General features: G+C 49.2%; 24 protein-coding genes. 19 read left to right on the plus strand and 5 right to left on the minus strand.

Annotation, left to right across the window (positions count from 1 at the left end; all coding sequences use genetic code 11):
• Window positions 1-47 precede the first annotated feature (47 nt).
• Window positions 48-485: a hypothetical protein gene (locus EHN06_RS20615; protein ID WP_127334557.1), complete on the minus strand. Its 438-nt coding sequence runs from the start codon at window positions 483-485 to the stop codon at window positions 48-50.
• A 420-nt stretch (window positions 486-905) separates the two neighbouring features.
• Between EHN06_RS20615 and EHN06_RS20620 the strand changes: the two genes are divergently transcribed.
• Window positions 906-1946 (plus strand): hypothetical protein, encoded by a 1041-nt coding sequence (locus EHN06_RS20620; protein WP_127334558.1) that lies wholly within the window; start codon window positions 906-908, stop codon window positions 1944-1946.
• Between the two features lie 144 nt (window positions 1947-2090).
• Here the strand turns inward: EHN06_RS20620 and EHN06_RS20625 are convergent, their stop codons facing one another.
• The 3 genes from EHN06_RS20625 to EHN06_RS20635 all read right to left on the minus strand — a co-directional run bounded on the left by EHN06_RS20625 (window position 2091) and on the right by EHN06_RS20635 (window position 7563).
• On the minus strand, window positions 2091-2663 hold the full coding sequence (locus EHN06_RS20625; protein ID WP_127334559.1) for a hypothetical protein: 573 nt from the start codon (window positions 2661-2663) through the stop codon (window positions 2091-2093).
• Window positions 2664-2917: 254 nt separating this feature from the next.
• On the minus strand, window positions 2918-4780 hold the full coding sequence (gene mobH, locus EHN06_RS20630) for a MobH family relaxase (protein WP_127334560.1): 1863 nt from the start codon (window positions 4778-4780) through the stop codon (window positions 2918-2920).
• A gap of 1634 nt (window positions 4781-6414) precedes the next feature.
• Window positions 6415-7563: a RepB family plasmid replication initiator protein gene (locus EHN06_RS20635; protein ID WP_011783533.1), complete on the minus strand. Its 1149-nt coding sequence runs from the start codon at window positions 7561-7563 to the stop codon at window positions 6415-6417.
• Window positions 7564-7755: 192 nt separating this feature from the next.
• On the opposite strand from EHN06_RS20635, the gene EHN06_RS20640 reads away from it, so the two are divergent.
• Both EHN06_RS20640 and EHN06_RS20645 read left to right on the plus strand, forming a co-directional pair.
• A complete protein-coding gene (locus EHN06_RS20640; RefSeq protein WP_228257508.1) occupies window positions 7756-9144 on the plus strand; it encodes an AAA family ATPase in 1389 nt (462 codons plus the stop codon).
• 2 nt (window positions 9145-9146) lie between these two features.
• Window positions 9147-10295: a ParB/RepB/Spo0J family partition protein gene (locus tag EHN06_RS20645; RefSeq protein ID WP_127334561.1), complete on the plus strand. Its 1149-nt coding sequence runs from the start codon at window positions 9147-9149 to the stop codon at window positions 10293-10295.
• Window positions 10296-10610: 315 nt separating this feature from the next.
• Here EHN06_RS20645 and EHN06_RS20650 read toward each other — a convergent pair whose 3' ends face one another.
• Window positions 10611-11165 (minus strand): transcriptional regulator, encoded by a 555-nt coding sequence (locus tag EHN06_RS20650; RefSeq protein ID WP_127334562.1) that lies wholly within the window; start codon window positions 11163-11165, stop codon window positions 10611-10613.
• 600 nt (window positions 11166-11765) lie between these two features.
• Between EHN06_RS20650 and EHN06_RS20655 the strand changes: the two genes are divergently transcribed.
• The 16 genes from EHN06_RS20655 to EHN06_RS20730 all read left to right on the plus strand — a co-directional run bounded on the left by EHN06_RS20655 (window position 11766) and on the right by EHN06_RS20730 (window position 24389).
• Window positions 11766-12371 carry an STY4526/YPO1902 family pathogenicity island replication protein gene (locus tag EHN06_RS20655; RefSeq protein WP_072678421.1) on the plus strand — a complete coding sequence of 202 codons (606 nt, stop codon included), beginning with the start codon at window positions 11766-11768 and terminating at the stop codon, window positions 12369-12371.
• A gap of 10 nt (window positions 12372-12381) precedes the next feature.
• Window positions 12382-13197, plus strand: coding sequence for a PFL_4669 family integrating conjugative element protein (locus EHN06_RS20660; protein ID WP_127334563.1), 816 nt, complete (start codon window positions 12382-12384; stop codon window positions 13195-13197).
• A 151-nt stretch (window positions 13198-13348) separates the two neighbouring features.
• Window positions 13349-13783, plus strand: coding sequence for a hypothetical protein (locus tag EHN06_RS20665; RefSeq protein ID WP_127334564.1), 435 nt, complete (start codon window positions 13349-13351; stop codon window positions 13781-13783).
• A gap of 521 nt (window positions 13784-14304) precedes the next feature.
• Window positions 14305-15519 carry an IS256 family transposase gene (locus EHN06_RS20670; protein ID WP_127334588.1) on the plus strand — a complete coding sequence of 405 codons (1215 nt, stop codon included), beginning with the start codon at window positions 14305-14307 and terminating at the stop codon, window positions 15517-15519.
• 177 nt (window positions 15520-15696) lie between these two features.
• Window positions 15697-16146 carry a PilL N-terminal domain-containing protein gene (locus EHN06_RS20675; RefSeq protein ID WP_127334565.1) on the plus strand — a complete coding sequence of 150 codons (450 nt, stop codon included), beginning with the start codon at window positions 15697-15699 and terminating at the stop codon, window positions 16144-16146.
• Window positions 16146-17060, plus strand: coding sequence for a hypothetical protein (locus tag EHN06_RS20680; protein ID WP_127334566.1), 915 nt, complete (start codon window positions 16146-16148; stop codon window positions 17058-17060). Before EHN06_RS20675 ends, EHN06_RS20680 begins: the two co-directional genes overlap by 1 nt.
• Window positions 17061-17565: 505 nt before the next feature.
• A complete protein-coding gene (locus tag EHN06_RS20685) occupies window positions 17566-18159 on the plus strand; it encodes a TIGR03759 family integrating conjugative element protein (RefSeq protein ID WP_265936937.1) in 594 nt (197 codons plus the stop codon).
• Between the two features lie 10 nt (window positions 18160-18169).
• Entirely contained in the window at window positions 18170-18706 is a 537-nt protein-coding gene (locus tag EHN06_RS20690) for a transglycosylase SLT domain-containing protein (RefSeq protein WP_127334568.1), read from the plus strand.
• Window positions 18691-19251: an integrating conjugative element protein gene (locus EHN06_RS20695; protein ID WP_228257509.1), complete on the plus strand. Its 561-nt coding sequence runs from the start codon at window positions 18691-18693 to the stop codon at window positions 19249-19251. The genes EHN06_RS20690 and EHN06_RS20695 overlap by 16 nt, the downstream gene beginning before the upstream one ends.
• Window positions 19251-21299, plus strand: coding sequence for a type IV conjugative transfer system coupling protein TraD (gene traD / locus EHN06_RS20700; protein WP_127334569.1), 2049 nt, complete (start codon window positions 19251-19253; stop codon window positions 21297-21299). Before EHN06_RS20695 ends, traD begins: the two co-directional genes overlap by 1 nt.
• A 3-nt stretch (window positions 21300-21302) precedes the next feature.
• Complete coding sequence (locus EHN06_RS20705; RefSeq protein ID WP_127334570.1) at window positions 21303-22031, plus strand: TIGR03747 family integrating conjugative element membrane protein; 729 nt, start codon at window positions 21303-21305, stop codon at window positions 22029-22031.
• A gap of 316 nt (window positions 22032-22347) precedes the next feature.
• The gene (locus tag EHN06_RS20710; protein WP_127334571.1) at window positions 22348-22656 is read left to right on the plus strand and encodes an RAQPRD family integrative conjugative element protein; all 309 of its coding nucleotides are present in this window, start codon (window positions 22348-22350) and stop codon (window positions 22654-22656) included.
• Window positions 22656-22910, plus strand: a complete 255-nt coding sequence (locus EHN06_RS20715) for a DUF3262 family protein (protein ID WP_041657474.1) — start codon at window positions 22656-22658, stop codon at window positions 22908-22910. The genes EHN06_RS20710 and EHN06_RS20715 overlap by 1 nt, the downstream gene beginning before the upstream one ends.
• A gap of 32 nt (window positions 22911-22942) precedes the next feature.
• A complete protein-coding gene (locus EHN06_RS20720; protein ID WP_011783549.1) occupies window positions 22943-23314 on the plus strand; it encodes a TIGR03745 family integrating conjugative element membrane protein in 372 nt (123 codons plus the stop codon).
• 14 nt (window positions 23315-23328) lie between these two features.
• Window positions 23329-23721, plus strand: a complete 393-nt coding sequence (locus EHN06_RS20725) for a TIGR03750 family conjugal transfer protein (protein ID WP_228257510.1) — start codon at window positions 23329-23331, stop codon at window positions 23719-23721.
• 2 nt (window positions 23722-23723) lie between these two features.
• On the plus strand, window positions 23724-24389 hold the full coding sequence (locus EHN06_RS20730; RefSeq protein WP_011783551.1) for a PFL_4703 family integrating conjugative element protein: 666 nt from the start codon (window positions 23724-23726) through the stop codon (window positions 24387-24389).

Raw genomic sequence — 24389 nt, forward strand, 5'->3', positions numbered from 1 at the left:
CTCCCGCTGCGCTTACTTGTCCGCAAGTGAATTTCAATTTGTAACATTCAGAAGGCCCGACACAGGCCGCCACTCTGATGAGGGAGTTGCACCAGATTGGCCCGAAAATCCCAATGTCCGTAACCGGTCCTTGCATCAACGAAAACCTGCCTTTTACGGTCTTCCGGGAGATCCAAGAACAGAGGTTTTGGATCTAGCGTTCCGGCTAAGGTGTGCCAATGATCAGTGTTACGAAGCCGATACCTGGCTGCTGTGTACATGGTCAGAAATAACTCCTCCGCATGTGCAGCCGGAGCGGTCTCAATGAGCAGTTCCGGAAACCCAATTTTATCAAAACCCACCGTATAGCTGAGACCATCTACATGCCGGACGTGTAAACCAAAACGTCTAATGGTCGCGCGAATAGCATTCGCATGCTGTTCCAATCCGTTCTCGAAGCAAGTTAATTCCATCAGCAGCTCTCCATTGACTGTATCAATATCCACCGTACCCCAGTAATCAGAACCGACAAGGTACCCCGCTGAATGTCATACAGCTTGGCATCTAGCTCAGTCAGTTTCTTCATTGCTGTGTAACCAGGTGCCAGGGATATTCGAACTGCTCTTTACCTGCCTGCTTCATTTCATCGTGGTTTCGGATGACCCGATCCCAAAAACCAAGACTTAGCCACCCTACTCTCCCAGTATAGCATCAAGATGCGATAACCTTCTATTATCGAATCTTGATTTTTAACATAAAAAGAGGCCTTTTTCTTATTTCGTGTTTCTTTTCGTTCGTTTCGTTATACTATTCGTAGCAATGCCCAAAGATGAATGCCGGAAATTCGAAGAGCGCTAGGGATCAAACTCTGAAAAGTCACTAATTCATTGTTTTTGATCATTTTTTCTGTGTGGAGACTTACTGTCATGCCTAGACCAGCCAAAATCACTGAATCAGCCGTCGAATCAGCTGTGGCTGAGCTAAAAAGCACCCATACACCAGTCAACCCTTACCAGGTCCGCAAAATTCTTGGTGAAGGATCCATCGCCAAAATCGGTTACTTCCTGAAAGCTCTGGGACATACGACGGACTACAGCGCCGAAAAAGACGACCCCCTTACACTGAAGCTGGTCAACATGCTCAGGCCGGTTGCCCTTGAGCTGGATGAGCAGTCCAAAGAACGAATTCGACAAGCAACCCAACAGCTCAATACCGAGCTAGAAGAAAAAGCTACTCTGGTAAGCAGTTTGGAGCGCCAGCTCGGGGACAAGCAGTCAGTAATCGACGAGTTTGAAGCAAAGTTAGAAAAAGCTATTGCGGAGAGGGATCTCAGTCGCGATAAGAGTCAAAAACTTGAAGTAGAGCTCGCCAGACTTGAGGAGAAAGTGATCCAACAAGCTGAGCAATTAGAAGCCGCAAAATCAGTAATACAGCAGAAGGAATCTGAAACGGCCGAAGCTCGCAACGAAATGAGAATCATCATTAAAGACAACAACATCGCGCGCCAGGCTATGCAGGAGAATCACGAGGCGGAAATCAAGATATACAAAGAAGAGCTGGATAAACGCAGTGAAGATTACAGTGCCCTTTCAGCAGAACTGGAAGCAGCCCGTTCAAGCAGCGAATCTCTACAGGAAAAGATACGTCAGCAAGTAATCGAAAAAGAAGCCGCCAATGGCGAAGTTGAAAGCTTGAAGTCCGAAGTCGTCAATAGGGAGCAGCAGATAGCATCCCTCAGAGAGCAAGTTAAGAAGGTCGAGCAACGTCTCTCTAAAGAACGCGATTCGCACCAGCTCGAAAAACAAGAATCCCAACAAGAGCTTTCTGCAATCAAGGCTCGTAACGTATCGCTGTCCAACGACAATACACGGCTAGAGAATGATTGCGCCTTTCTTCGGTCTTTGATTGAGAAGTTTCAGATCTCTAGTGATCAGACCAAAGACACTTCAGAAGACAGACGACCATAGCCGGTAGAGCACACATCAGCGGGTAAATAAAACGCACCTTACCTTAGAACTGCTCCTAGACTTCAATACACCGGAGTGATCTCAGACCATGACACTCCGGGCCTCCACAACTACTTTGTAAGCGCCCTTTTAGAATCGGTTCTTTCACTCTAAATTTCTGAGCTGGTCTCGAATAATTGCTCTGATGTAGCTATTGGGACAGTTGGTTTGGTAAGGATCCGTAAAGTCATTGACGAACGCATTCGTTATCTGGCTGATCCGATCCAGTTCGTCTGTTGAGAGATCGTTGAATAATTCTCCACTTTCCTCATGAATCAGAGACATTACAACATAGGCAGCTTTCTCTCGCTTCACCTTCGCTTGACTATCCAGGGTATTGAGCTCTTCCTGTGAGATGGCTGACTGGAATGGGTAAAAACCGCCGACTTTCCACCAGGTTTTCAGGTGTTTTTCGTCAAAATTGATCGGATATTTCTTTTTAAGTGCATCAAGAACGAGACCGATCTTCCTCATCGGTGGCGCATTCTCGGAAAACCAACCACGGACAGCGCCATAGGAAAGGTCTCCAAAATGCTCTGGGCTTGCTTGAACCAGATAGTTATGGAGATCAGTGATTTTCCCTCGATTTTTTTCGAAGCCAATCTGAGCGAGAAGATGTTCCAAGCGCGATCCAGGGGTCTGGAACTGCTCGGCGTTGTCCTTTTCCATGACGACCATTATAAGATTCGTTCTTGTTGCCTTGGCCGGTTACAGTCCAGCGCTAATTCTCGATATTAGTGATTAGTGTCGCGGGTCGTAAAAATATGACATTGAAAACAATACGCCAGAATTTTTCGTCAGTCCATCATGGAAAGTGGTTAATCCAATCTTTGGGAGCTAGTTTCCGGCACCTATACGAACTACACCCAGCGATCGCTACTATTCTCCCCTCCCCTCCCCTCAGCACACGATGGCCAAATGCAAGCCCCCCACTAAAGGTGAATTTTGATCGCAGGATTAGCTGCAAAGGCTCTCAAGGATGGGAAACAGGCTCGATTTAGTAAGTAGACCTTCAGTTCACTCTTTGAACGCTGGCCCTCCACTGAAACGGTCACGATATTTTGTCCATCTGTTCCCCTCTGATGAATATCCAAAACTTCCAGTTCTCGTTGGAGAACTGTGTAAACCCGCTTATCCCCTGCTCTCTTTTCGTACAGGCGTTTCTTTAGCGAGTTCTTATCGAGGAAGAGATTAAAAATTGCCGGAGTGACCAGTGCAATATGGCCATCGAGGATGTGGACAGGCGCCTTAGGCTCATTTACCCGAATTTGCCGGCGGGCAATGCCTTTCAATAACCAGGCCAGGAAGTCATTGTCTCTCAAAATATCTTCCTGCACTTCACGTTTGGTCTTCCAGTGCTCTACAGCCTTCTCTGAGGTCAAACCGTGAGCTTTGCTTCCTGGTTGAGCTCGAGCCTGCGATTGTTTTTCCTTGGCCTCTTCAGGTTCCGCACCGCCCTTCTCTTTGTGAGCCGTAGTTATCTTTGAAGTGACAGGACCGGTGGCTACTTTTGGTGCTTTCTGATTGTGCTCATTGTTATGGCTTTCTATGCGCAGGTGATCCAAGTGGCCTTCCCCTGCCTCTGGATTTGGTTCAACGACCCGAGATATCTCCAAGGGGGTACCATTACGGTCGATTGGCGTGACAGTGCCATCAAACATGTCTGGCTGGCTTGTTGGCCAGATGATCTCGTTTTTAAATCTCAGGAAAGTTAGTTTTTGCTGCCAATTCTTTCCGTGGTCATTGATTTCAGCGTACCAGACGCTATCTCCATCGGGATTTGGAACAAGGCAGTCGTGGTCATTCAGAATGCCGAAAAGAGTGACAACATTTTTGGGGATCCCGGAGTGACCTTCGTTGATCAGTTGGATTCGTACTGCCTCCATTGTTGCCTTAGATACCACCCAGGTATCCTGATCGGTAACCCAAACTGCGGCGCCTGGTTTGTTTCGCTTGAGGTCGCCATCGTTAACCAGTTTACGGAGTGAAACGATGAGCTTTTCATAGAGTGGGACTGTGTTTGTGTGGTCAGCTTTCTTGCCGGTATTCGCACCAACGTTCTTTGAAACACTTGCCCCATCAGCAGCACGAACAATTTCTGCGATTACCTGACCTCCAAAAGTAGAATGTGAAATTGTGCTAAACAACTGTGAAATTAACTCTAGATCCTTGAATAGCCAGGTGGCAGCTTCCTTGGTGAGAAGTCTTGGTAGTAGCGACATCGCTGATTTCTCATGCAATGTCTTGGCTAGCCGTGTGTTCTCGATTTTTCTTCTGAACCGGTAACGGTACGCAGCACCTGGTGGGATGTTTCCATACCAAGGGTGCCAAATTTGAAATTGTTTTTCAGGTAACCGGTAGACCACTTCGATATCAGTAACGATTTTGCCTAAATCGTGAGAGAGTATTGCGATCATGGCTGCGAATCGCCAACGGTCCGCGGACTCCGCAATAGATTCTGGTTCCGCGTTGGGTGGCAGGATGTATCCCTGGGATATGCGGACGCCTGCGTAGAGTGCTTCCAGAGTGTGATCGATTAATCCGCCTGACTCTGAATGGTGATGGATCTCGGAGGCTGGGACTTCCTGGACTAGCTCGGCGAATTGCTCAATAGCGTAAAGATAGTGTTTGTTCCATACTTGCTCCGTGACACTGAACAATCTCTTGACCCTCGAGATAAGCTCAGTCCTTTTTGGCTGTTTTAATAGATCCTTACCTGAAAGGGCTACTGCGTATTCAGGTGTTTTGGGTTCTGGTGAGCTAGTTAGTTCTTTCCGCATCAATCGTTTAAACATAGAGTCCTCCGCAGAGTGATTCTGATCGAACCCCATTTAAATCTGTACTAAAAAGGGTCGAATCAAGATGACCCAAAACGAAGTGAACGTAATAGCTTGGTGTTAGAACATTGGGCATCTAACCCCCTACCCTAGAGTCAGATGTGGCCATCCCGAAACTCGTCCCATTCACTTTGAAGATTGATCCAAAAGACCAGCGGCTGGTTAAGATTCTTTGCGCGAAGGATGATTCCATCGATTACCAATACCAGCTTTTGGACTCGGCAGTAGCCTGGGCCTTTGAGCATCGTGTCTCATTGATGCCCATTGCCCCTCAGAGGAATGGTGTTAGCAAAAGCTACTATATCTGTGAGTCAACGGAATTGTTGATGCATCTGCAGTCTTTCTGGAACTGTAATACCACTCGTGCTCTGCATACGGCCCTGTTTCATTTTCTTAGAGCTCGAGCGGCTGTTGTTGACTAACGTTCAGTTGTGATCCGTGGCTGCTCTGCCCTGCCCTGCTCAGAAAATTCTTTAATTGATAATGTCAGAAAATCTTGTAGTTTGTTGCGGAGTATTGTGGATCGTAGATCGGCTTAAAGAAAAAAGCTGACAAGTTTTTTTCTCTGATTATTAAAGACAAAAACGGATTAATAACGGGTTAAGAACGGTAGTGCTACGGAAGACCTTGGTTCGATCGGGCCTGTAGGCCTTGTGGGATAACGGTTTAGCGAAGAAACTGCTATGACAAACCTTAGTAGTTTGCTGCGTGTAACCAGAGTAAAGCGCTCTCTTTAAACGGAGTGGATTGCTCGGGCAAACCTTAGTGTTTTTCTATCTCAAACCCTAAACACTCAAATTTACACATTCCTATCCACAGGGTATACACATGATACACACAGCTTTGTCCACAAAAATCTACTTAGTAGTTGCCTGATCACTGTCAATCTATCAATTTCTATCTCAAACCACAGTAATATTTTCGACATCTATCTCAAACCCTAGTAATTCTCTATCTCCAACCGTAGTAATGGTCCGAGTGTTTTCTTTAGCTTTGGTTCGACAGCCTCCTTAAAAAAACAATATAAAACAATTAGATAGAGATTTTCTTATAATTTAAAGCATTTTTCCCTGCTATTAAGTGATCAATCCCCCCAGTTATTTTTTTGCCTCAGAAAATTATCCTCGGACACTTCAATGCTTTTTTAAAGCAATCGATAGTCAACGTCTGCCCTTAGTGTCCCTGGGATCTGAGCCCAGCAAGCAAGCTATGGTGACTCTAAGACAGGCAAGCCTCCAATCCCTTGTGCGACAAGGGACAAGCCCTGAGGAACAAACTCTATGGCAAACCCTAGTATTGTACTTTTCGCATTAAATAATTCCTGAATTGCTCGATTTTTGGCCTAAAGGTTACTCAGGTTTGAGATAGGAGTTTAAATTATGTGGGTCAGAGTACTAGGGTTTGAGAAAGCAGGCGTGTGGTTAGTTAGCCGTTTGCTTGGGTTTGAGATAGAAGTGTGTTCTTCAGGAAATACTGCAGGCTGGGATAGACAAGATTTAAAGCCAAAAAACTATGGTTTGAGATAGAAAAGGCAAGGAGAGGCTTTTGTGATGGTGGTTTCGTAAGGGGCTTACTGGATGGAGTCTTAGGCTTTACTCATCGAAAGGAATCTGATCGATATCTTGGACTGAGTCGTCGCCCTGCCCTGCCCTCGCTTCTGACCACCAACCTTTTTCGTCAGCCTGTTGATGATCTCGCTTGTCTGAGATCTGGGCCTGTGCTTTTCCAGCAATGCGATTTGCTGTTTTGTTACTGGCCGCTTGCTGCTTTGCAAACTCATTCGTAGCTCTTAACTCAAACAGCCAGTCGACGATCTTGGCTTTTATCTTCTTTGGTGTGGCTTCATAGCTTTCAATCACCCGCTCAGCGATAAGCTCTTCAAGGATGTCCTGCAGGAGCGCTTTATCCTGGTAGAGGTTTTTGTAGGGAGCTTTCATGGCGGCAACCAGGGTTGAAAGTTTGACGCGATACGGGTTCCCCGGCCCGGCTTGGATCCAGCGATTACACAGCCGCTTATAAATCAAACGTGTGTACTGTCCCTTAAAAGAAAGAGCCTTTTTGTAGTTATAGCGACGGTAGTTTGCTGTCATGATGATGCTGGTCACCATCGGATGAAAGCAAACAAAGGATTTGGTCTCACCTTTCGTGGCCTTTTCTGCGAAGGCTAGAAATGGGAGGAACGGTGCAGAAAAGCTGATGGAGCCATCTTCGGCATCGAATTGGAGATGGGCCCGGTTTAGTACGGTGATTGCTTCTCGGATTTCGGAGTAAGAATATTGAACCTTACCGTTATTGATCCGTTTGAGCTCTTCATAGACCTCATAAAGGCTGAACTCAATTCCAACTAACTGCTGTCCCTTGCTGTCACCCGAGGTAATTTCATAGGCTTCTGCCCTTCTCTCTGTGGCGAGCTTTCGAAGTACGTCTTCAATGATCTCTTCTCTGGCTCCAGGTCGCACAAAGACTCTTTTCTTTGTGCCATCGGGCATAATGCGTTCAATGTTTGCATCGGTGACCGAAACATTAATGATTAAGCCGTTGTACTCCGTTTGCCGCACGAACTCAGTGTCATCCGCAGCAGCTGAGAGCCGATATTTCTTCTTTTTGTCGTACTCGAATTTTCCTACGGTGTCATAGATCTCGAAGGAATGGCTGTAATTCTGATCTATTAAGGGATCCAACCCGAAAAGATCAAGCTTCAGCTGAGACTTTTCTTTTTGTTTGAGAACCTTCCTGTCCATGTGCCCTTCCGCGTCAAGCTAAGTGTCCGGTATTCCGATATCGAACGTCGGATTTTACGAGCCAAAATTATCAATGAATCGTTTGGTTTTGTGTATGTCACCAAAAAGGCATTTTCAAAGGCATTCGGTAACATTAGACTATGATTATCCTACATGTATTCTGGATGTCAAATAATCAGGAAGGGTATCAATATGGCTGACAATGATTCGGAAAAGAGCTACCTCGAAGCTGCGTTGAAAAAGATCAATACGGTCGTGGCGCGCGGTGAAAAAATCATGAAGGAGATCCCTGGCCTTGTAAAGAAAGCTCAGATAGATAAGCACGACTTGACCTGGCTTGAGGAGAGTGAGGTTGATGATAGGGTTCAACAGCGTCGATATGGAACCACGCAAGCTGCTGAGTTAGCAGGAATTAGTGTAGGCCTTCTCTATGCTGCTGAGCAAGATGGTCGGTTGCCTGAACCAGAATATCGCAGCGATACGGCGAGGAAGGTACGAGCTGGTTACACCATAAACCATATCAACCATATCCAACGTGTCTTCAATACCGCCCCCAGGAAACCAGAGGGTTCGTCTGCTGCGATTGCTGGAATTTTGAATTTGAAGGGCGGGTCTCAGAAAACAACGACCTGCCACCTATTCTCACAGTACCTCGCAATTCGCGGGTATCGCTGCTTGCTTCTGGATACCGATCCCCAAGGTTCTTTGAGCTTCTATTTTGGCAAACGCCCTGATGACAATGTTCATTACGAAAACACTGTCGCCCCTTTTTTTCTGGAAGACGATGAAGCTCTAGTCGAGGCAGGCCACCCGGAAGGATCTTCGAGGTCTTTGCACTATGCAATTCAGAAAACCTACTGGGATAACATCGATATCATTCCTGCCTGCCTTCAAAACCTCAATATTGATCTTTTGATGCCTTCCGTAATGAATGAAGCCAACGTACCAATGTTGGATCGCATCATGAAATTACGAAACGGTCTGTTGGAAGTGGGTGAAAACTACGATTTCATTATCATTGATGGTACCCCCTCACTAAACCTGTCAACGCTGAATGTTGTAAGCGCTTGTGATGTCTGTTTCGTCCCGACACCAGCTGCGATGCTGGACTTTGCCTCTACGCTTCAGTTTGCAGGCCTGGTTGCGGAGACTGCTGAGATGTACAAGCAAGAAAAAATGTATCCGAACATTCCGGATATGCGTTATTTCATCACAAAATACAGCGGATCAAGCTATGCCCACTTTATGGGGCAAATAATTCGTCGCGTTTTCACTGTTGAGAGAGGTGATGTTCTATCTACGGAGGCTCACGCCTCGGATGAAATAGGGAAAGCCAATACCAGCACTTACTCCATCTATGAGAAGAACCCCGCTGAGTCAGATAACCGAAAACGACTGAAGAAAACGATAGAGATGTTCGATCGGCTCTTTGAAGAAATGCATGATGCGGTCTGGGAAACTTGTTTCGAGGATGCCTTGCGCTCATCACACTTGGATAAAATCGACGAAATTATGTCTAGTGCGGATCTCGCTCGTGATGACCTTAAAAGAGCCAACCGCTTGTCAGATAAGGAGGCCTAAAGATGGTTAAGCCTAACAAGTATGGAAATATCGATGAGCTTCTCCCTGGTGGGGGTGAAGAAACGGATTCGTCATCCAGTACTCGTAAGAGGAGGCGTCCATCGCCAGCTCTTGGTGCGATGCAGGGGGAAAGGCGCCCAATTTCTGTTACAGAATCTCTGAAAGAGGAGAAGGCTAAAGCCGAGCGGGCGCTTGAAGAAGCTACATCGAAGTTTGAGGAAGAGAAACAAGAGCTTCTACGCCTTCTTGAGAGCAAAGAGTCTGAGGAGAAGGGCAAGCCTATTGTTTTGACAATGCCTGTTACTCAGCAGGAAGTGGTTTTCGAGCTTCAGAGAATTGACCCATCCAAAATCGATGTATCTCCGGAAAATGAGCGTATTCAGGAGTTTCTTGATGAGATTTCACTGAGAGACATTCTTCCATCTATCAGAAAACAAGGGCAGCAGTTCCCCGGCACTGTAAGGCCTAAGAAAGATGGTCGCTTTGAGCTCATTGAAGGTTCTCGGCGGTTAAAGGCGGCTGTGCTTGCCAAGAAGCCGTACCTGGCTCTTGTTGGGGACGTTCCAGACGCCGACGTACGTGAATTGAGTGTCATTGAGAACAAGCATCAGGATGTTAGTTATTTCGAAAAAGCGAAAGCCTGGGAGCGGCAAATTAATGATGGTGAGTTTGCCAACTGGACACAGTTGGGGGCCGCCAAGGGTATTAGTTCGTCAAATATCAACAGATACAAGGCGTGTGTTGAGCTTGATGAAAAGTTTGTGCGCATTCTGCCATCACCCTCTGATATGCCTCTCTCTTATGGAGAGATGATTTCGAAGCTGAGAAAGAAGAATGAAAGATCCCTTTTAGCCAAAGTGGATGAGCTGTTAGAGCTTCGCAAAGAGTCGATGAAAGAGGGTGGGGAGTCGCTGGGTGTTGAGGAGGTTATCAAAGCGCTTAAAAGCTCTGTTCGAGTTAGGCAAGCCCAGCCAAAAGCTAAAGCTCCTGTGCTGTACAAGTCGCCTGAAGGTGATCGTTTTCTGAAGCATGGCATTACTAACAAGGGGACCACAAAGTTTGAGATTGATGGTGCGGACGAAGAATCTCTCTCGAAGATTGTGGAGTTTCTGACAAAGACGTTAGGGGTTGAACTTAACGAGAGCAAGTGAGGTTCTGGCAATTCCCGCGACGGGAATTGCTAGGAAATCCCGGAGATTCCCGTTGCGGGAATCTTTAGCAAAAAGCCGGATTCCCGCCGCGGGAATCCGGCTTTTCTTTACCCCTAACCACTTGAAATGAAAAGGGTATGTTTATGGATCGCCTTTAAAAGTGCGGAAAAAGTTTCCGGCTTTTTGGGCAACATAGCTGAGAAATCAGGGAAACTTTTTCCTCCTTTAACGGCGGAACCGGAGAGAAAACGGGGGAAGAATTTCCGTTAAATCCCGGGAATAAAGCGTGAGGAATTCGGGATCTGAGATGAGAGATCAAAAGTACTCCGATGGATTAAAACCCAGTTTTCGACACAGATCATCCAGGTCATCCAGGTCATAAAAGTTCAGAGTGATGGTTCCGTTCTTTCTCTTCTTGTTGAATCGAATGTCTGTGGGGCGGCCGGTCACTTCACTCATTGTGCTAGCAAACCGAGCAATGTCGACATCCTTTTCCTGCGCATCCCCACGAGCTATCGATTCAAACTCATGGACAGGGGAGCGGGCTACTAAGAGTTTTCTCAACAGGCTCTCACGTGTTGGGAAATCGAGCTTTGCGATGGCACGAAGGTGACCCAGGGTAATTCGATCAGGATTGTTAAACCACAGATCCATTTCCCCATCGGTTAAAGCCTGGCTGACTCTGATGAAATGAGTAACTGTATAAACCTTCTCAATACCCAGGGCTTCACGGATGTCTCTGTTCTTGTATCCATCCTGGACCAGAATCCGAATGACGTGGGCTGTGATAGGGTCAGAAGAGAAGTGTGGTTGGGACTTGTAGTAGTTGATTGCCTCTTCGGCGTCCGTTAAAAGCGGTAAATGTGCCATTCTGACCGACCTTTGCGTGTAGGTATGGGTTGCAACCGAGTGGGGTAGTATCCTTGCCTATCATTATAGTCACGTGACTAAAAAATAAAACGTCACGTTGTGGGAAGGCCTAATCATCAGCGTTTAGTCATATGACTAATGTTATTGGTTAGGTCGGACCATGATCGCTGTCATTTGTATAGTGCGGCTGGTGAGGGTAGGGCGGGTCGCCATACAAATTTCGCCGAGGACGCCATGGAAAGCCATCATGCGCCTTGGCGAAAGTTTCGCTAACATCGAGCAGGCCAGTCTGAAGCCTGGTGTTACGTCTGCTTTGCCAGGCCCCTGCATTGCCTCACAATCGTGATCAATGTCTAAAAAAATCGTCCCAATAAATTTTTAAACTCTAAGTAAGTCGAAAAAAATTGACAGAAAGCCACTTCGGACTAATTATGTCGGAAAAACATGGCATAGAGTTTGTTCTGAAGTACGGATGCTGCTCTCGAGTTCCGAGGTCTCCTCTAGTGTTCGAAAAGAAGGGTTCCGTGGCGAATAACTGCGCCCGGGCTTAGCTTTTCTAACAGCCATGACCCATGGTTAGCCGACACAGGGGAAAACGTCGTGGCCACCAATGTAAAACTCAAAACTGAATCTTCAAGGTTTCTTTCCACTATTTTGGTTAGCGCACTCGAATCCTGCCGTGAAGGGGATTTCGGGTTACAAGAAGATCTGGGCCTATCGCTTGAAGCGATGCAGGCTTTGGATCAGTTGAAGGCTGATCAGATCCAGTCGATCTCAGAAAATTACGTCCGGGACGTGCCTAATCTCAAATGGTTTCCCGTTGATGTGTCTAAGCTGACGCGAATCATTGAGATAGAAGCTAGGGAAGCACAGCGCTATGTCATGATCGATGAATTTCTTCGTCGAGGCGCATGCAAAGAGATGATGGCTGAGTTGTTTGGACTTCGAAGCACCCAGGTTGCAAGCCGAAAACGATTCCTGAATGTTCCGACTGTGAAAGGGCGCCTTCCAGCTACGACTCTCGATGAACAGCGCAGAGTTTATGATGCATGGTTAGCCAATATAACGATTGCCGATAATCGTCAGCGCATGCTTGTCGTTGCTAAAAGCACGGGAATCCCGCTTTCGCAGATTTACCGTGAAGTCCAAATCATCGAACAAGTTGCTGCAACAGCCCACAGCAATGCCTCCCGAATCTGCGCTTGAGGATAGAACAATGACGAAAGAAGCAAAAAGCAAAATGGCATCGATTGCTCCAACACAGGATATCGAAATCGAGTTAGCCACAAGGCCAGCATTACGGCTTTGGCAAGGCCGTGAAAAGACAGAGAATCGTCACGGCATTCTGGGCTTGCCCGGTTTCTGCTCTCGAGTTCGCTCCATTGAGCAGGCCATCAGAGATGACGACCCCTACGCTGACTATCACTTTGCTCAGATTGAGGAGGGCATCGAGCACCTCTCCGAAGATCTGGATGAAGAACTGAAAGACATTAAAGCGTTCATTGATGAAAACATTCCACCTGCGATGCGTCTGCCAGATGTCGCGAGTAAGAATCCAGCAGTAGTTCCAGTGCGGTTTGCTTCAAGGTTGGGGTTTCAGTTGGTGTACCAGTTGCTGAAAGTTGATCAGATTGTTCTGAGTGTTCTATTGGCCAATCACATTGGCTTGCTTCCGAATAAGGAGAAGTTCCAGACATTGGCTAGGGTTGAGAAAAGAGTAAGAGGAGTCCTGCACCTCGTTTATCGGTATCGCCATACCGGAGTGACCCGGGACGATATGGCAGCAAACAATCAGCGAGCGCAAAAAGCGAAAGAGCTGATGGGTGATTTGGAGATCGGATATCTTGAAGGCAGTACAAGATCGGATAATGCCCCGACGTTACCGGTTAAAAGGCTCCAGACGCTTGGCGGTGAACTGACGAGACACTCTAAGGCGAAAGGAAAAATACAGGATCCTCGCTTGACTGATCTGGAGTCAGAGCTAGACCGAGTTCTTGCCGAACAGGAAGCTGAAGCTTCTGCAACGGCATGAGTGCTTGAGAAACGTAATTATTAAGGCGCCCTCATTCGGCGCCTTTTTTCGATAGGTACTTGGATCAGAACCGGACTGATCCTGGATCATAACCAGTCCTGGAGCTGGATCAGAACCGGTTATCAGTGGTTGGATCAGGGGCAGAAATTTGATGGCCGATTCTTTAAATATAAATTTACTAATACCTTTTAAGGATAATAGTGGTGCTCGACGTAATCTCTACAAGGCCGAGATCGAGAAATTCCGAGCACAGTTGGATGCGAGGGCATCAGAGATTGGGGATGATCTCGCGACTATTTTTGGTGAAAACTTTGAGTTGGCGATCAGCTCGAGATCAGACGGAACGACAAGAAAATACTTTTGGCGGTTTCGATCGAGCAAACGGGATCGGAAGTATGTCCGACTTGCGGCAGTCTCCATTCAGGACTACCTCAGAAGTCTCGATCATGAAGAGATGCGTCACTTGAAGGTTCTGGAGGAGGAGATTATCTATCTCAATGCGAATTTGCGCCTGCTGAAGGCAATGGCAGACTCAATTGAGCAGTCGGAAAATGAAATCGCTGAGCTGCGAGAGCTGGCTATTTAGTTGAAAAACGGAAGGGCTTCTGTAATAGTTTCTGAAATACCCCCAGCCTACGGGCTTATCTGCGAAGAGTCCCTTCGCTATTCTGAACAGCACCTCCATTTAGCCAACCCGGCATCGGATCAGGCAATCTTGCTTTTACCTGCACTATTTTGAGCGCTAATCAGAGTCACCTGCGAAGCAGGGTAGGGGAGTCCGGTTAGCGTTCACAATACAACCTTCTCGATGCTGGAAACTCGGTCAGCAAGCAAGCGATTCTTGTATGATGATGACGCCAAACGCCGAGTGGCTTTTGTGTAGCGAAGCTATGCCGTGCGAGTGCTATAGGCCCGCACGAAAAACTAGGGGAAAAACGATCCCGCCGCCCCATTTTCGGATCAGTCTCCAAATATGGGTTTCGCTGAGCCCAGTCTTTATTGAATGAGGGGAGATCATTGATTGATCTCCCCGAGGCTGTAAACCAAATTGTGTAACTGCCCACGACTGAGTAATCTTTTCAAAAGGATACCATCGTGGGTACGCAATTGGACCAAGAAAAACTTAAAGCTATGGCCGCCGAGCTGGCCAAGGACATCAAGTCTGAAAAAGATCTCGGAGCCCTCACACAGCAGCTGGTCAAGCTCACCGTCGAGACCGCACTCAACGCCGAACTGGATGAGCATCTTGGATACGAGAAGCACGCTCTTGAAGGCCGTGGCACCGGTAACAGCCGTAACGGCTATTCTGCCAAGCGCCTGAAGGGCCAGCACGGCGAAGTACCGATACAGGCTCCTCGTGACCGGGACGGTTCCTTCGAGCCTCAGTTCGTCCGTAAAGGCCAGTCCCGCCTGACCCAGATGGATGACCAGATCCTGGCGCTATACGCCAAGGGCCTGAGCACCCGGGATATCGTGGGTGCCTTCAAGGAGATGTACGACGCGGACATCTCGGCAACACTGGTTTCCAAGGTGACGGAACGTGTGATTGATCAGGTTCACGAGTGGCAGAATCGCCCTGTTGATCCGATCTGCCCCATTGTTTATCTGGACTGCATTGTTCTGAAAATTCGTCAGGACAAGAGGGTGATCAACAAGTCCCTATACCTAGCTCTGGGCATCAACATGGAGGGCCAGAAGGAACTGCTGGGCCTCTGGCTGGCCGAGACCGAAGGCGCGAAGTTCTGGCTATCGGTACTGACAGAACTGAAGAACCGTGGCTTGGAGGACATCCTGATCGCCTGTGTGGATGGCCTCAAAGGGTTCCCGGATGCCATTGCGGCTGAATACCCCCAAACCAAGGTTCAGCTCTGCATCGTGCATATGGTTCGTAACTCGCTGCGCTACGTGTCCTGGAAGGACTACAGGGCGGTTACTGCGGACCTGAAGCAGATCTACCAGTCTGCTACGGAACATGAAGCCCGACAGGCACTGGAGGCCTTTGGAGAGCGCTGGGACAGCCAATACCCACAGATCTCTCGTTCCTGGCAAAGCCACTGGGATAACCTGATCACCATCTTCGAGTACCCGCCGGCGATCCGGAAGGTAATCTACACCACCAATGCCATTGAGTCGCTGAACAGCGTGATCCGCAAAGCCACCAAGCGCCGCAAGCTGTTCCCCACCGATGACTCGGCACTGAAAGTGGCCTTCCTGGCGATCCAGCAGGCCTCAAAGAAATGGACCATGCCGATCCGTGATTGGAAGCCGGCATTAAATCGCTTTATTATCGAATTCGGTGACCGCCTGGACGGCCACCTGTAATGGGGTGGGCAGTTACACAGATTTATTTACAGGCTCATCTCCCCTCAGCAATTACGTTCGCGCCCTTAACTACTTTATAACCCTCCGAATAGGTCAACAGGCCCTGACCTAAAAAAGCAAAGACAGGCCCACCCCCGAGTTACCGTGAGTCTGCTTAACCGTGTTGAGGTAACTCTAATGAAATCAATCTCACTTGCCCTAGCTCTGAGTTGTTTGAGCTCATTCGCACAGGCAGACACACACCCTGGAAGCCCAGACGAAACTGTCGAGCGGATTCAAACGGGCCGCTACAGCTACGTAAAGAACATCCCGCCGGCAGATCAACTGAATCCCTTAAAGGTCGTGGTCCGCACCAACATTCCGCAATCAGTCAACTCTGTCGGACAAACCGTTGAGTTTTTACTCGCACGTTCCGGGTACGTCCTGGCGGATGCGGCGGTGTTAAGTGAAGAGGCTAAAGCGTTGCTTAACCTCCCGTTGCCAGCAATCCATCGAAAAATAGGACCAATGACGCTCGACAAAGCGCTGACGACTCTCTCCGGTGAGGCATTTGAACTTGTCGTTGACCCTGTGCACCGGAAAGTTGCATTTGAGCTTGGGTCAAACCTGGTTGCGAGGAATCAGTAATGCCGAAGCTGGGTCAAAGTATTATTCGCTCCATTGAGGGTGGTAAACGTCGAGATCGGGTTGACCAAGGGGCGTCTGATGATGCATTCGCAGAAGCTGGACTTTCTGAGTCTGTCGCGGACCAGAGTGGAGGTATTGAAGACCCGACGCTGGATTTGCCTGAAGAGATATTTGTTCAACCGGAAGTCGAGTCTCGCGGGGAACCGGAACCCATTCCCGTTTCAGAACAGCCGAACCAAAAAAGTCGTAAATCGAACCCAGGCGGCGGAAAGATTCTCATAGCGTCCGCCTTAACCATCTCATTGGCTGCACTCGTTACAAGTGGCTATATCGGATTCCAGCAAGTAACAGGCGAAGTTAGTGTCAGTCAGTCGATTAGCGATATCAAAGAAAGCCTGTCCGCCCTCGCGAGTCGCGACAATGAAATCGCCGAAGACTTGTCGGACACGCAGTCGATCGTTCAGGTCAACGGTTCAAGAGTGACAACGATTGAGCAATTCGGGCGGGATCTTAGAACGATGCAGGTTGCGATCGAGGACATCCAAGTTGAGCTGGGAGGTATTAAAACCGTCCTCGATACCCAGAAAAAGGTTATTGATGAACATCGCCAGGATATCGACAACATGGGCAAGCAGGTCAAGATCCTGAATGATCGCCCGGTTGTAAAAACCATCGTCCAGAAAGTAGCCGCTCCGGCTCCTCAGCCCCAACTCAACCATTCATTGGAAGGTGCAACGGTTGCCTCGATCGATATGTGGGGGAGTCAGCCGTATGTTGTTCTTCGCGATCGCAACGGTGGATGGATCCCACTACAGACCGGTGAATATTACCAGGGCTGGCGTCTGCAAGGTGCCGTAGGAAATGAGGCGATATTCAAGTCCGGAAGTAAAACACGCCGGTTGGCGGTGGAGTGAAGCATGGAACCAATTTTGATGGCATCAGCATTCATTCTGTTCGTCGGCGGGGACATCCTTATAAACGATCATTCTGCGGCAGACATTAGAGATCCTGAGCAAGGTTCACATAATGAGCTGGTCAGAACAAACGCTCCCGTTGGGTACGAACGCGGCTATTTTGCGTGGTCAGACGATGGCTACTACATCTCGAACCTGACACCTGAACCGATTCAGCCTGCGGGTTGTGACAAACCAGTGCTGGTATCCGACCTCAGTGTGCCTAAGTCTGGCCAGACACTACCTGTCGAATCCGTTGACCTGGGGTGCGGGGGATAGGTTCATGCATTTTGGCAAAGCGATATTGATCGCCTCAGCGGTGGTGTTATCCACGATGGTTCAGGCTCAGGTTTCGCCTTCGGCATTTTCCGGAAGCTCTCAGATTGATACCAGTTCATCGTCTAGCTTGGATCGAAACTCTCCAGCCGCCCTTACTAACGAAGAGAAAAGTCTCGCCAAACAGTGGATGCTCGAAGAAAGCGATTGGACAAAGTACAAGCAGATTATGAGTGGACCAAGGGGTGTCTGGTCGCCCGGCCTTGATCCCTTGACCGCTCTGGGGGTGTCCGAGACCGATCCCAAAGAGCGTGCCCGGTATGCCGAGATCTGGATGAAGGTTGAATCCCGAAGAATGGAGCTGGAGTTAGCGTTTGAGGTCGAGCGCCAGAAAGCCGCTCAGCAGCTGCTAGGGACTAAACCGGTGATCGACAACCGAGAGTGGATTGAGGACTGGAACAGAAAGTACAACTCAATGACTCAGTACATTGGTTTTTTTGTTACGGATGATTGCCTGGAAGACTGCGAAGACCTTTTTCACGAAGTCAGTGCCTCCGTTTCGAGAACCGCCCGGCTTGATATCTGGTTCGCCGGTGATGCCACAGCCGAGTCCATCGGCCATTGGGCGAATCACATGAAGATTGATCCGGAAATCGTTAGAGCCCGGAAGGTGACCCTCAACTTTGAGTCCGGAAAAGCGGCGGAGTTTGGTGTCGACCTTTCCAGCCTGCCGGCCGTCAAAGTGATGGACGTTGAGACCGGTCAGATTCGGGATTACGAGTGAGGTTTGAAGCATGAGCCTCGTTCGTATGTTTACCCTACTGCTTCTATTCATTAGTGGCCCGAGCGCCGCTTCAGACATACCTGGAATGTATCTACAGGTCGCAGAAGAACAAGATGTTCCTGCAAAGCTTTTTTACGCGATCATTTTGAATGAAAGCCGCAGCGCCAATAAGCATATCAACAGAGTATTGCCCTGGCCCTGGACCATTAACCACCGGGGCACTCCACATTTTTTCCATAACAGAGCCGCTGCTTATCGGTTTGCTCGGCAGCTGGTGGAATCTGGTGATTACCAGTTCGATGTCGGTCTTGGACAGATGAACTGGCGCTGGCATCGCCATCGTTTTAGTGACCTGTGGGATGCGTTGGATCCATACATGAACCTGACAGCGTCAGCCGCACACCTGAGGGAGCAATACGAACGCCCCGAGTGTAATTCCTGGGATCTTGCCATTGGTTGTTATCACAGACCCGCACAGAAGCCATTGGATAAAAGAATTGCTGCCAACTACCGAGAGAGAGTTATGAAACTATGGTCAAACATCTGAGCGTGCTTCTCTTGGGTCTGATGATGAGCTCGGCGACAGTGGCATCAAGCCCGAAAGCGAGCCCTGAAGCACTGACAGGAGTCCACGAGCTTGAGGTCATCGGTGACTTTGGTGGACAGTCTGCGCAGCCATTTCTGCCCCAGAAAGCAGACTTTCGGGCCCAACTGCAAAAGCTGCAACAAGAGCGGAAGGGCCGCAGGTTCATGACCTCAAACATTCCCGTGTCATCGCCATCGCTATCAATCGGCAGAGTGACCGATGAAGAAGCCAGAAATGTCCCGTACCACATGGTCTCCCGGGCCATGTTCCTGATTGGGTACGACCCCGTTTCCCGGAACTGGCTTAAGGAAAACCGCCAGTTCCTGGCATCAAAGAATGCCGTGGGCTTTGTTGTAAACGTACAGACAATTCCCCAGATGAACGAACTGCAGTCCATCGCGGGCGAGGGTATTACGCTTCAACCCATGCCCGGTGACCGTTTCGCTGAATACATGAACATCAAACACTACCCGTTCTATCTGGATCGAGATGGAGTTATGCGCTAGTGGCCAATTACCCACTTGAAGGGCTGCTCAGGCCGCCAGTGGAATACTGGTCGATGAGTGTCAGCATTGGTGCGGCCGGGATCTGCCTGCTATCACCCTCCACATTGATGATGACACCGAGTGTTGGCTTCACCTCGGCGACGGTATTAACCGCGTTCGCTGTATACCGCTTCATTCAGGGAACACGGGTTACCCGATATCAGCGCAACCTCAAGCGTCTGCCACGATTTGAGATGTCATCGCGCCAGATTCCCTGCTATCGAAAACACCTCTATTTGGGGCAGGGATTTCGCTGGGGCCAGCACCATACCCAGCGCTTGAAAGATACGATGGCTCCAGCATTTGCCAAATACACGAGGCCGTCTCGAATCAACGCCTGGTTTCGGCAATTTGAGAGAAACATAGAGCACACCAGATTAGGCTTCCTTGCGGAATTGACCAGTAAAGATCATCCACTGAATCCCGTGCGACCTTATCCCGCTGTCGGCGGAAATCCGGCCATCCATGCAGTTGAACTTAACGAAAAAGAAGTGCTTCTGGCCATGTCAGAGCGAGTCGGTCACACCCTTTGTATGGGAACGACCCGAGTCGGTAAGAGCCGCCTCGCCGAAATTCTGATTGAGCAGGACATACGCCGTAACGAAGGGCCCGTCATCGTATTCGACCCAAAATCAGATCCCGGGCTTCTGACCAGGATGTATATGGCGGCTAAGCGAACAGGAAGAACGGACGATTTTTACATGTTTCACCTCGGTTTCCCGGAGATCAGTGCTCGTTACAACGCTATCGGTAACTTCTCGCGTATCACTGAAATTGCCGGCCGCATTTCTGGTCAGCTGTCGTCTGAAGGAAACAGTGCTGCTTTCAAGGAGTTTGCGTGGCGCTTCATTAATATTGTCGCTCGTGCGCTTGTTTCCCTGGGAATGCGCCCGGACTACAACAACATTCTCCGGTACGTGACGGACATTGAGCCTCTTTTCAATCAGTACCTGGATTGGTGGCTGCCAATGAACGGTGATGAAGGCTGGATGGAAGACATCAATGCGATGACCGCTGATGCCGAACGGCAATACAGATCCAATCCCCGCATGGCTAAACATGCCAATCCGCGAACCGAGGCTTTAAGGAAATACGTTGAGCAAATGCAGGTGAGTGATCCGATCCTGCACGGACTGCTTTCAGCCTTACGCTACGACAAAACGTACTTCGACAAGCTGGTAGCGAGTCTTTTGCCCCTTCTTGAGAAACTCACCACAGGCAGAATTGGCAAGCTACTGGCACCCGACTACTTCGATGTCGACGATGACCGGCCGATTTTCGACTGGACGCAGATCATTCGTAAGCGAGGTATTGTCTATATAGGTCTGGATGCCATGACGGACACAGAAATCTCCTCAGCCGTTGGCAACTCAATGTTCTCAGACCTGGTCAGCGTCTGTGGATCTATCTATAAGCACGGCTTCGAACATGGAATGCTCGAAGGCAAGGCGAACGTTATGCCCAAAGTATGCTTACATGCAGACGAGTTCAATGAACTGATGGGGGACGAATTCCTCCCCATGGTCAATAAATCGGGCGGTAGCGGCATGCAAATTACCGCCTATACGCAGTCCCGGGGCGACATCGAGGCTCGTTTGGGGAATACCGCGAAGGCCCGCCAGGTGGAAGGCAACTTCAACAACCTGATTATGCTGCGGGTCAAGGAAAAGGAAACAGCTGAGCTGCTCACCAATCAACTGCCTGAAGTTGAAATTGCGCAGATCATGACGGTATCGGGCGCGAGTGATTCCTCAGACACCGAGTCCAGTGTGGACTTCACGTCTAATACCCAGGACCGGATCTCAATGCTCCGTGTACCGATGCTGGAGCCCGGACACATAACCTCATTGCCAAAAGGGCAGGCTTTTTGCCTGTTGGATGGCGGTCAACTCTGGAAAGTTAGATTTCCGCTGCCCGTGGAAGATGATGAAGACATGCCCGAGAATCTTCAGGCGCTCACCCGGGAAATGGATAAAAACTATCACACGGCGGAAAATTGGTGGGCATGAGTAATGGCTGAGGCGAGCACTGAACACCCGGCCAGGCGGCGAGGGCCCATAGGCAAGACGATTGAGCTGGTTCTCAAAATAATCGGATTGCTCCTTTTTTCTGCCTTTATGTCCGTAGTAATCGAGTGGGTCGGTATGGCGTTTTTCTACGACGAGCCAGGATACGCCCACGCCGAGTCCATGATGCAAACGGAGATTGGGTATTTGAGCGAGTCCCTGACAGGCGGGGACGGCATGAATGAAGGTGCGATTTCATCGGCCAGTGACACCGTAAGTACCGTAGCGAATTTTCTTTTTATCGATTCAGGTATTGTCGACAATCTTCAAGCGGTAAAAACGGTGTCTCCGGATGACGGTGAGATCAAAGCTGCAGTAAAGAGGCTAGTAGCAGGATATTACGACTACCTCATGGCGGCAGTTTACGTTCTGATCATGTTCCTGGTTCGAATGGCCATTCTCTTTCTGTCGATGCCGGCTTTCATACTGTTCGGCATTGTGGGGATCAGCGATGGGCTGATGCAGCGGGATCTTCGGCGCTGGTGTGGCGGGAATGAATCCGGGTATGTCTATCACTGGGCAAAACGATTCTCCCTACCGGTATTGGCCCTCGCCTGGATTCTCTACCTGTCGATTCCAAATTCGATCCATCCGAACTTTATTATCACGCCGTTTGCGGTTCTATTTGGGCTTTGTCTGATGGTCATGACCTCGAAGTTCAAAAAGTATCTTTGAATGCTGGTTGTTCTTATTCCCCCATACTCCCTTGACCTTGGGGGTATGGGGGCGGCGGCTATGTTTCCAGTATCCGGCTGGCGAAACGCACTACTGCCCAATCACCTCGTGCTGGATTTTCCTGCGCTCGAACGTAGCCATCACCTCAGCCATTGCTTCACTTTCACTACATCTGTTTTGTCCTTGGTAAGCCAATTTTTCTTTGCCAATCCGTAACAAAATAGGTCAACTTCTGTTGACCTAATAAACCCGATGCCCTCCGCTCGCTCTGATTAAATTCAACTCATCTCCGGTAAGCCAGTCCAATGGATTCGTGATGAGTAACCTGAAACACCTTCTGCTGTTTTGCCTCCTCGCATTTGTGCCCGTGTCCAACGCGGACGTATGGGCTGAGCGTGAGGCCCTTTCCAATATCAGAACAGAACTTGCCGCTCTTGAAGTGTTGGTTATGAGTGCTAAGGCCCGTTCCAACTCAAACGAACGCACCCAGTTCGAATACGAAACTCTCTTGGCTGACCTGCGCAAGATACAGGCAGGTATTGCCCATCATCTGACTGTTCCGATGGAGCCCATTATTCCGTCGGCTATTGATGCTCTCAGTGAATCCTACACGGAGCATCAGTAATGAATGCGCAACAACAGCAGTGGTTCGCTGAAGGCGCAGGGTGTGGGGGCGGTCCTTGCTTCCAGACCTCTGCGGCCATGCTCGATGCAATTCAGCTCATTGGTGGGACGGCGTTTTTCCTCTACACGGCCTGGCTCTGTATGCAGGCCTATGAGGATTTTGGTGCGGAGCGAATCAGCGGTACAAGCATGCTCGTCATCTGGTGTCGGAGTGTTTTTCTGTTGATGGTTCTTTTGTACCTACTCGTTAGCTAATAAACCAACCTAAACAACCGGGTAATTGAAAAATGGAAAGAGCGATTCATCAAGGTTTGCACAAAGCGCGGGCCTTTAAACACGGTGTTGCCATGGCGATGTTGGCGTTTGGAACACAGGTCCATGCTGCATTGCCGACGACAACTAACCCCTCCCAAGCGCCTGCCCAAGGCGATTACATCGGACTGCTCAAAGGCTACGCCTATGACATCGCCATCGTACTTGGTTTGATTCTGGGCACCATCGCGTTTCTGGCCGTCGCTCGGAACATGATTTCGACCTACAACGAAATTGGGGACGGCAAGAAAACCTGGGGCGATATGGGGATGCACGGTGGTATGGGCGTTCTGCTGCTCGTCTTTGTTGTCTTCCTGCTTACCGAAGCCTCAACCGTTATCTTCTGATGAATCAACCAGGAATGAAGGGTCGAGAAATCGACTTCATCCCCGACCGGCTCATTGAAGAGCCGGTTGTTTTCCGGGGGCTAACGGATACGGAAGTCGTTGTTCTCATCAGCGTTGGCCTAGTTTTTTGGATTCCTGTCTCAGTTCTGTTGCTACTGCCGTTCGGGTGGGGGTTGTTTGGCGTTGGGATCGGAGTGGGTATGGCCATCGCCAGTTTGCTGGTCATAGGGAAATACCTTCAGGAGCTGAAGCGCCGCAGACCTGACGGTTTGCATATCGTCTATCTGAAGAAACTTGCTCAGAAAAAATTCAGTTTTATCAATTTCAACTACATCGAGACGTCCCAAGGCTGGGATATACGGCGCGAGAAGCCCGTTGTTCGAATTCACATGGAGACGGAGGAGTGACAATGGGGCGTACAAAAAAAGCTCTCGATGGTCGCGATTCGCACATTCTGACCCTACGCATACTGCTCGGACTTTTAAGTGTCGCACTGATTCTTACGATCATGGGATGGAGGGATGCACCCGAGCACATCAAAGTGGATATACCGCCCGATCTTCGTTCTGGCTCTACCCGAGGAATCGACGAACGGCATCCATTCAATATTTATGCGTTTGGCTACTACATCTGGCAACAGATGAACAATTGGCCAGTTGAAGGCACCGATAACTATAAACAACAGATCGAGCGCCTGAGCTGCTACATCACTCCACGATTTAAGGGTGAACTGGAGCGGGATTATCAGCAGCGCCTTTTAAACCACGAGCTCACCCGCTCTCGCGCACTTCAGGAAATGCCGGATCGCCCGTACACGGCCAAACGAGTCTATGTGGAATCTGGAGACAGTTGGGTGGCGTTCTACGACGTCAACGTAAAAGAGACGTTCCGGTCCGAGATCGTCAAAGACATTTTTGTTCGATACCCCCTTCGAGTCGTGCGCTGGGATGTGGATCCCGAGTGCAATCTGTGGGGCCTGGCGCTTGACGGTTTCTATAAAAAACCGAGGCGACTGGAAGGCGGCAGCCGGGAGCAGGATGACGTTCAGAACACCTCTTCGGAAATCGGTGAATAA

The sequence above is a fragment of the Marinobacter sp. NP-4(2019) genome (assembly GCF_003994855.1).
Taxonomy (GTDB): domain Bacteria; phylum Pseudomonadota; class Gammaproteobacteria; order Pseudomonadales; family Oleiphilaceae; genus Marinobacter.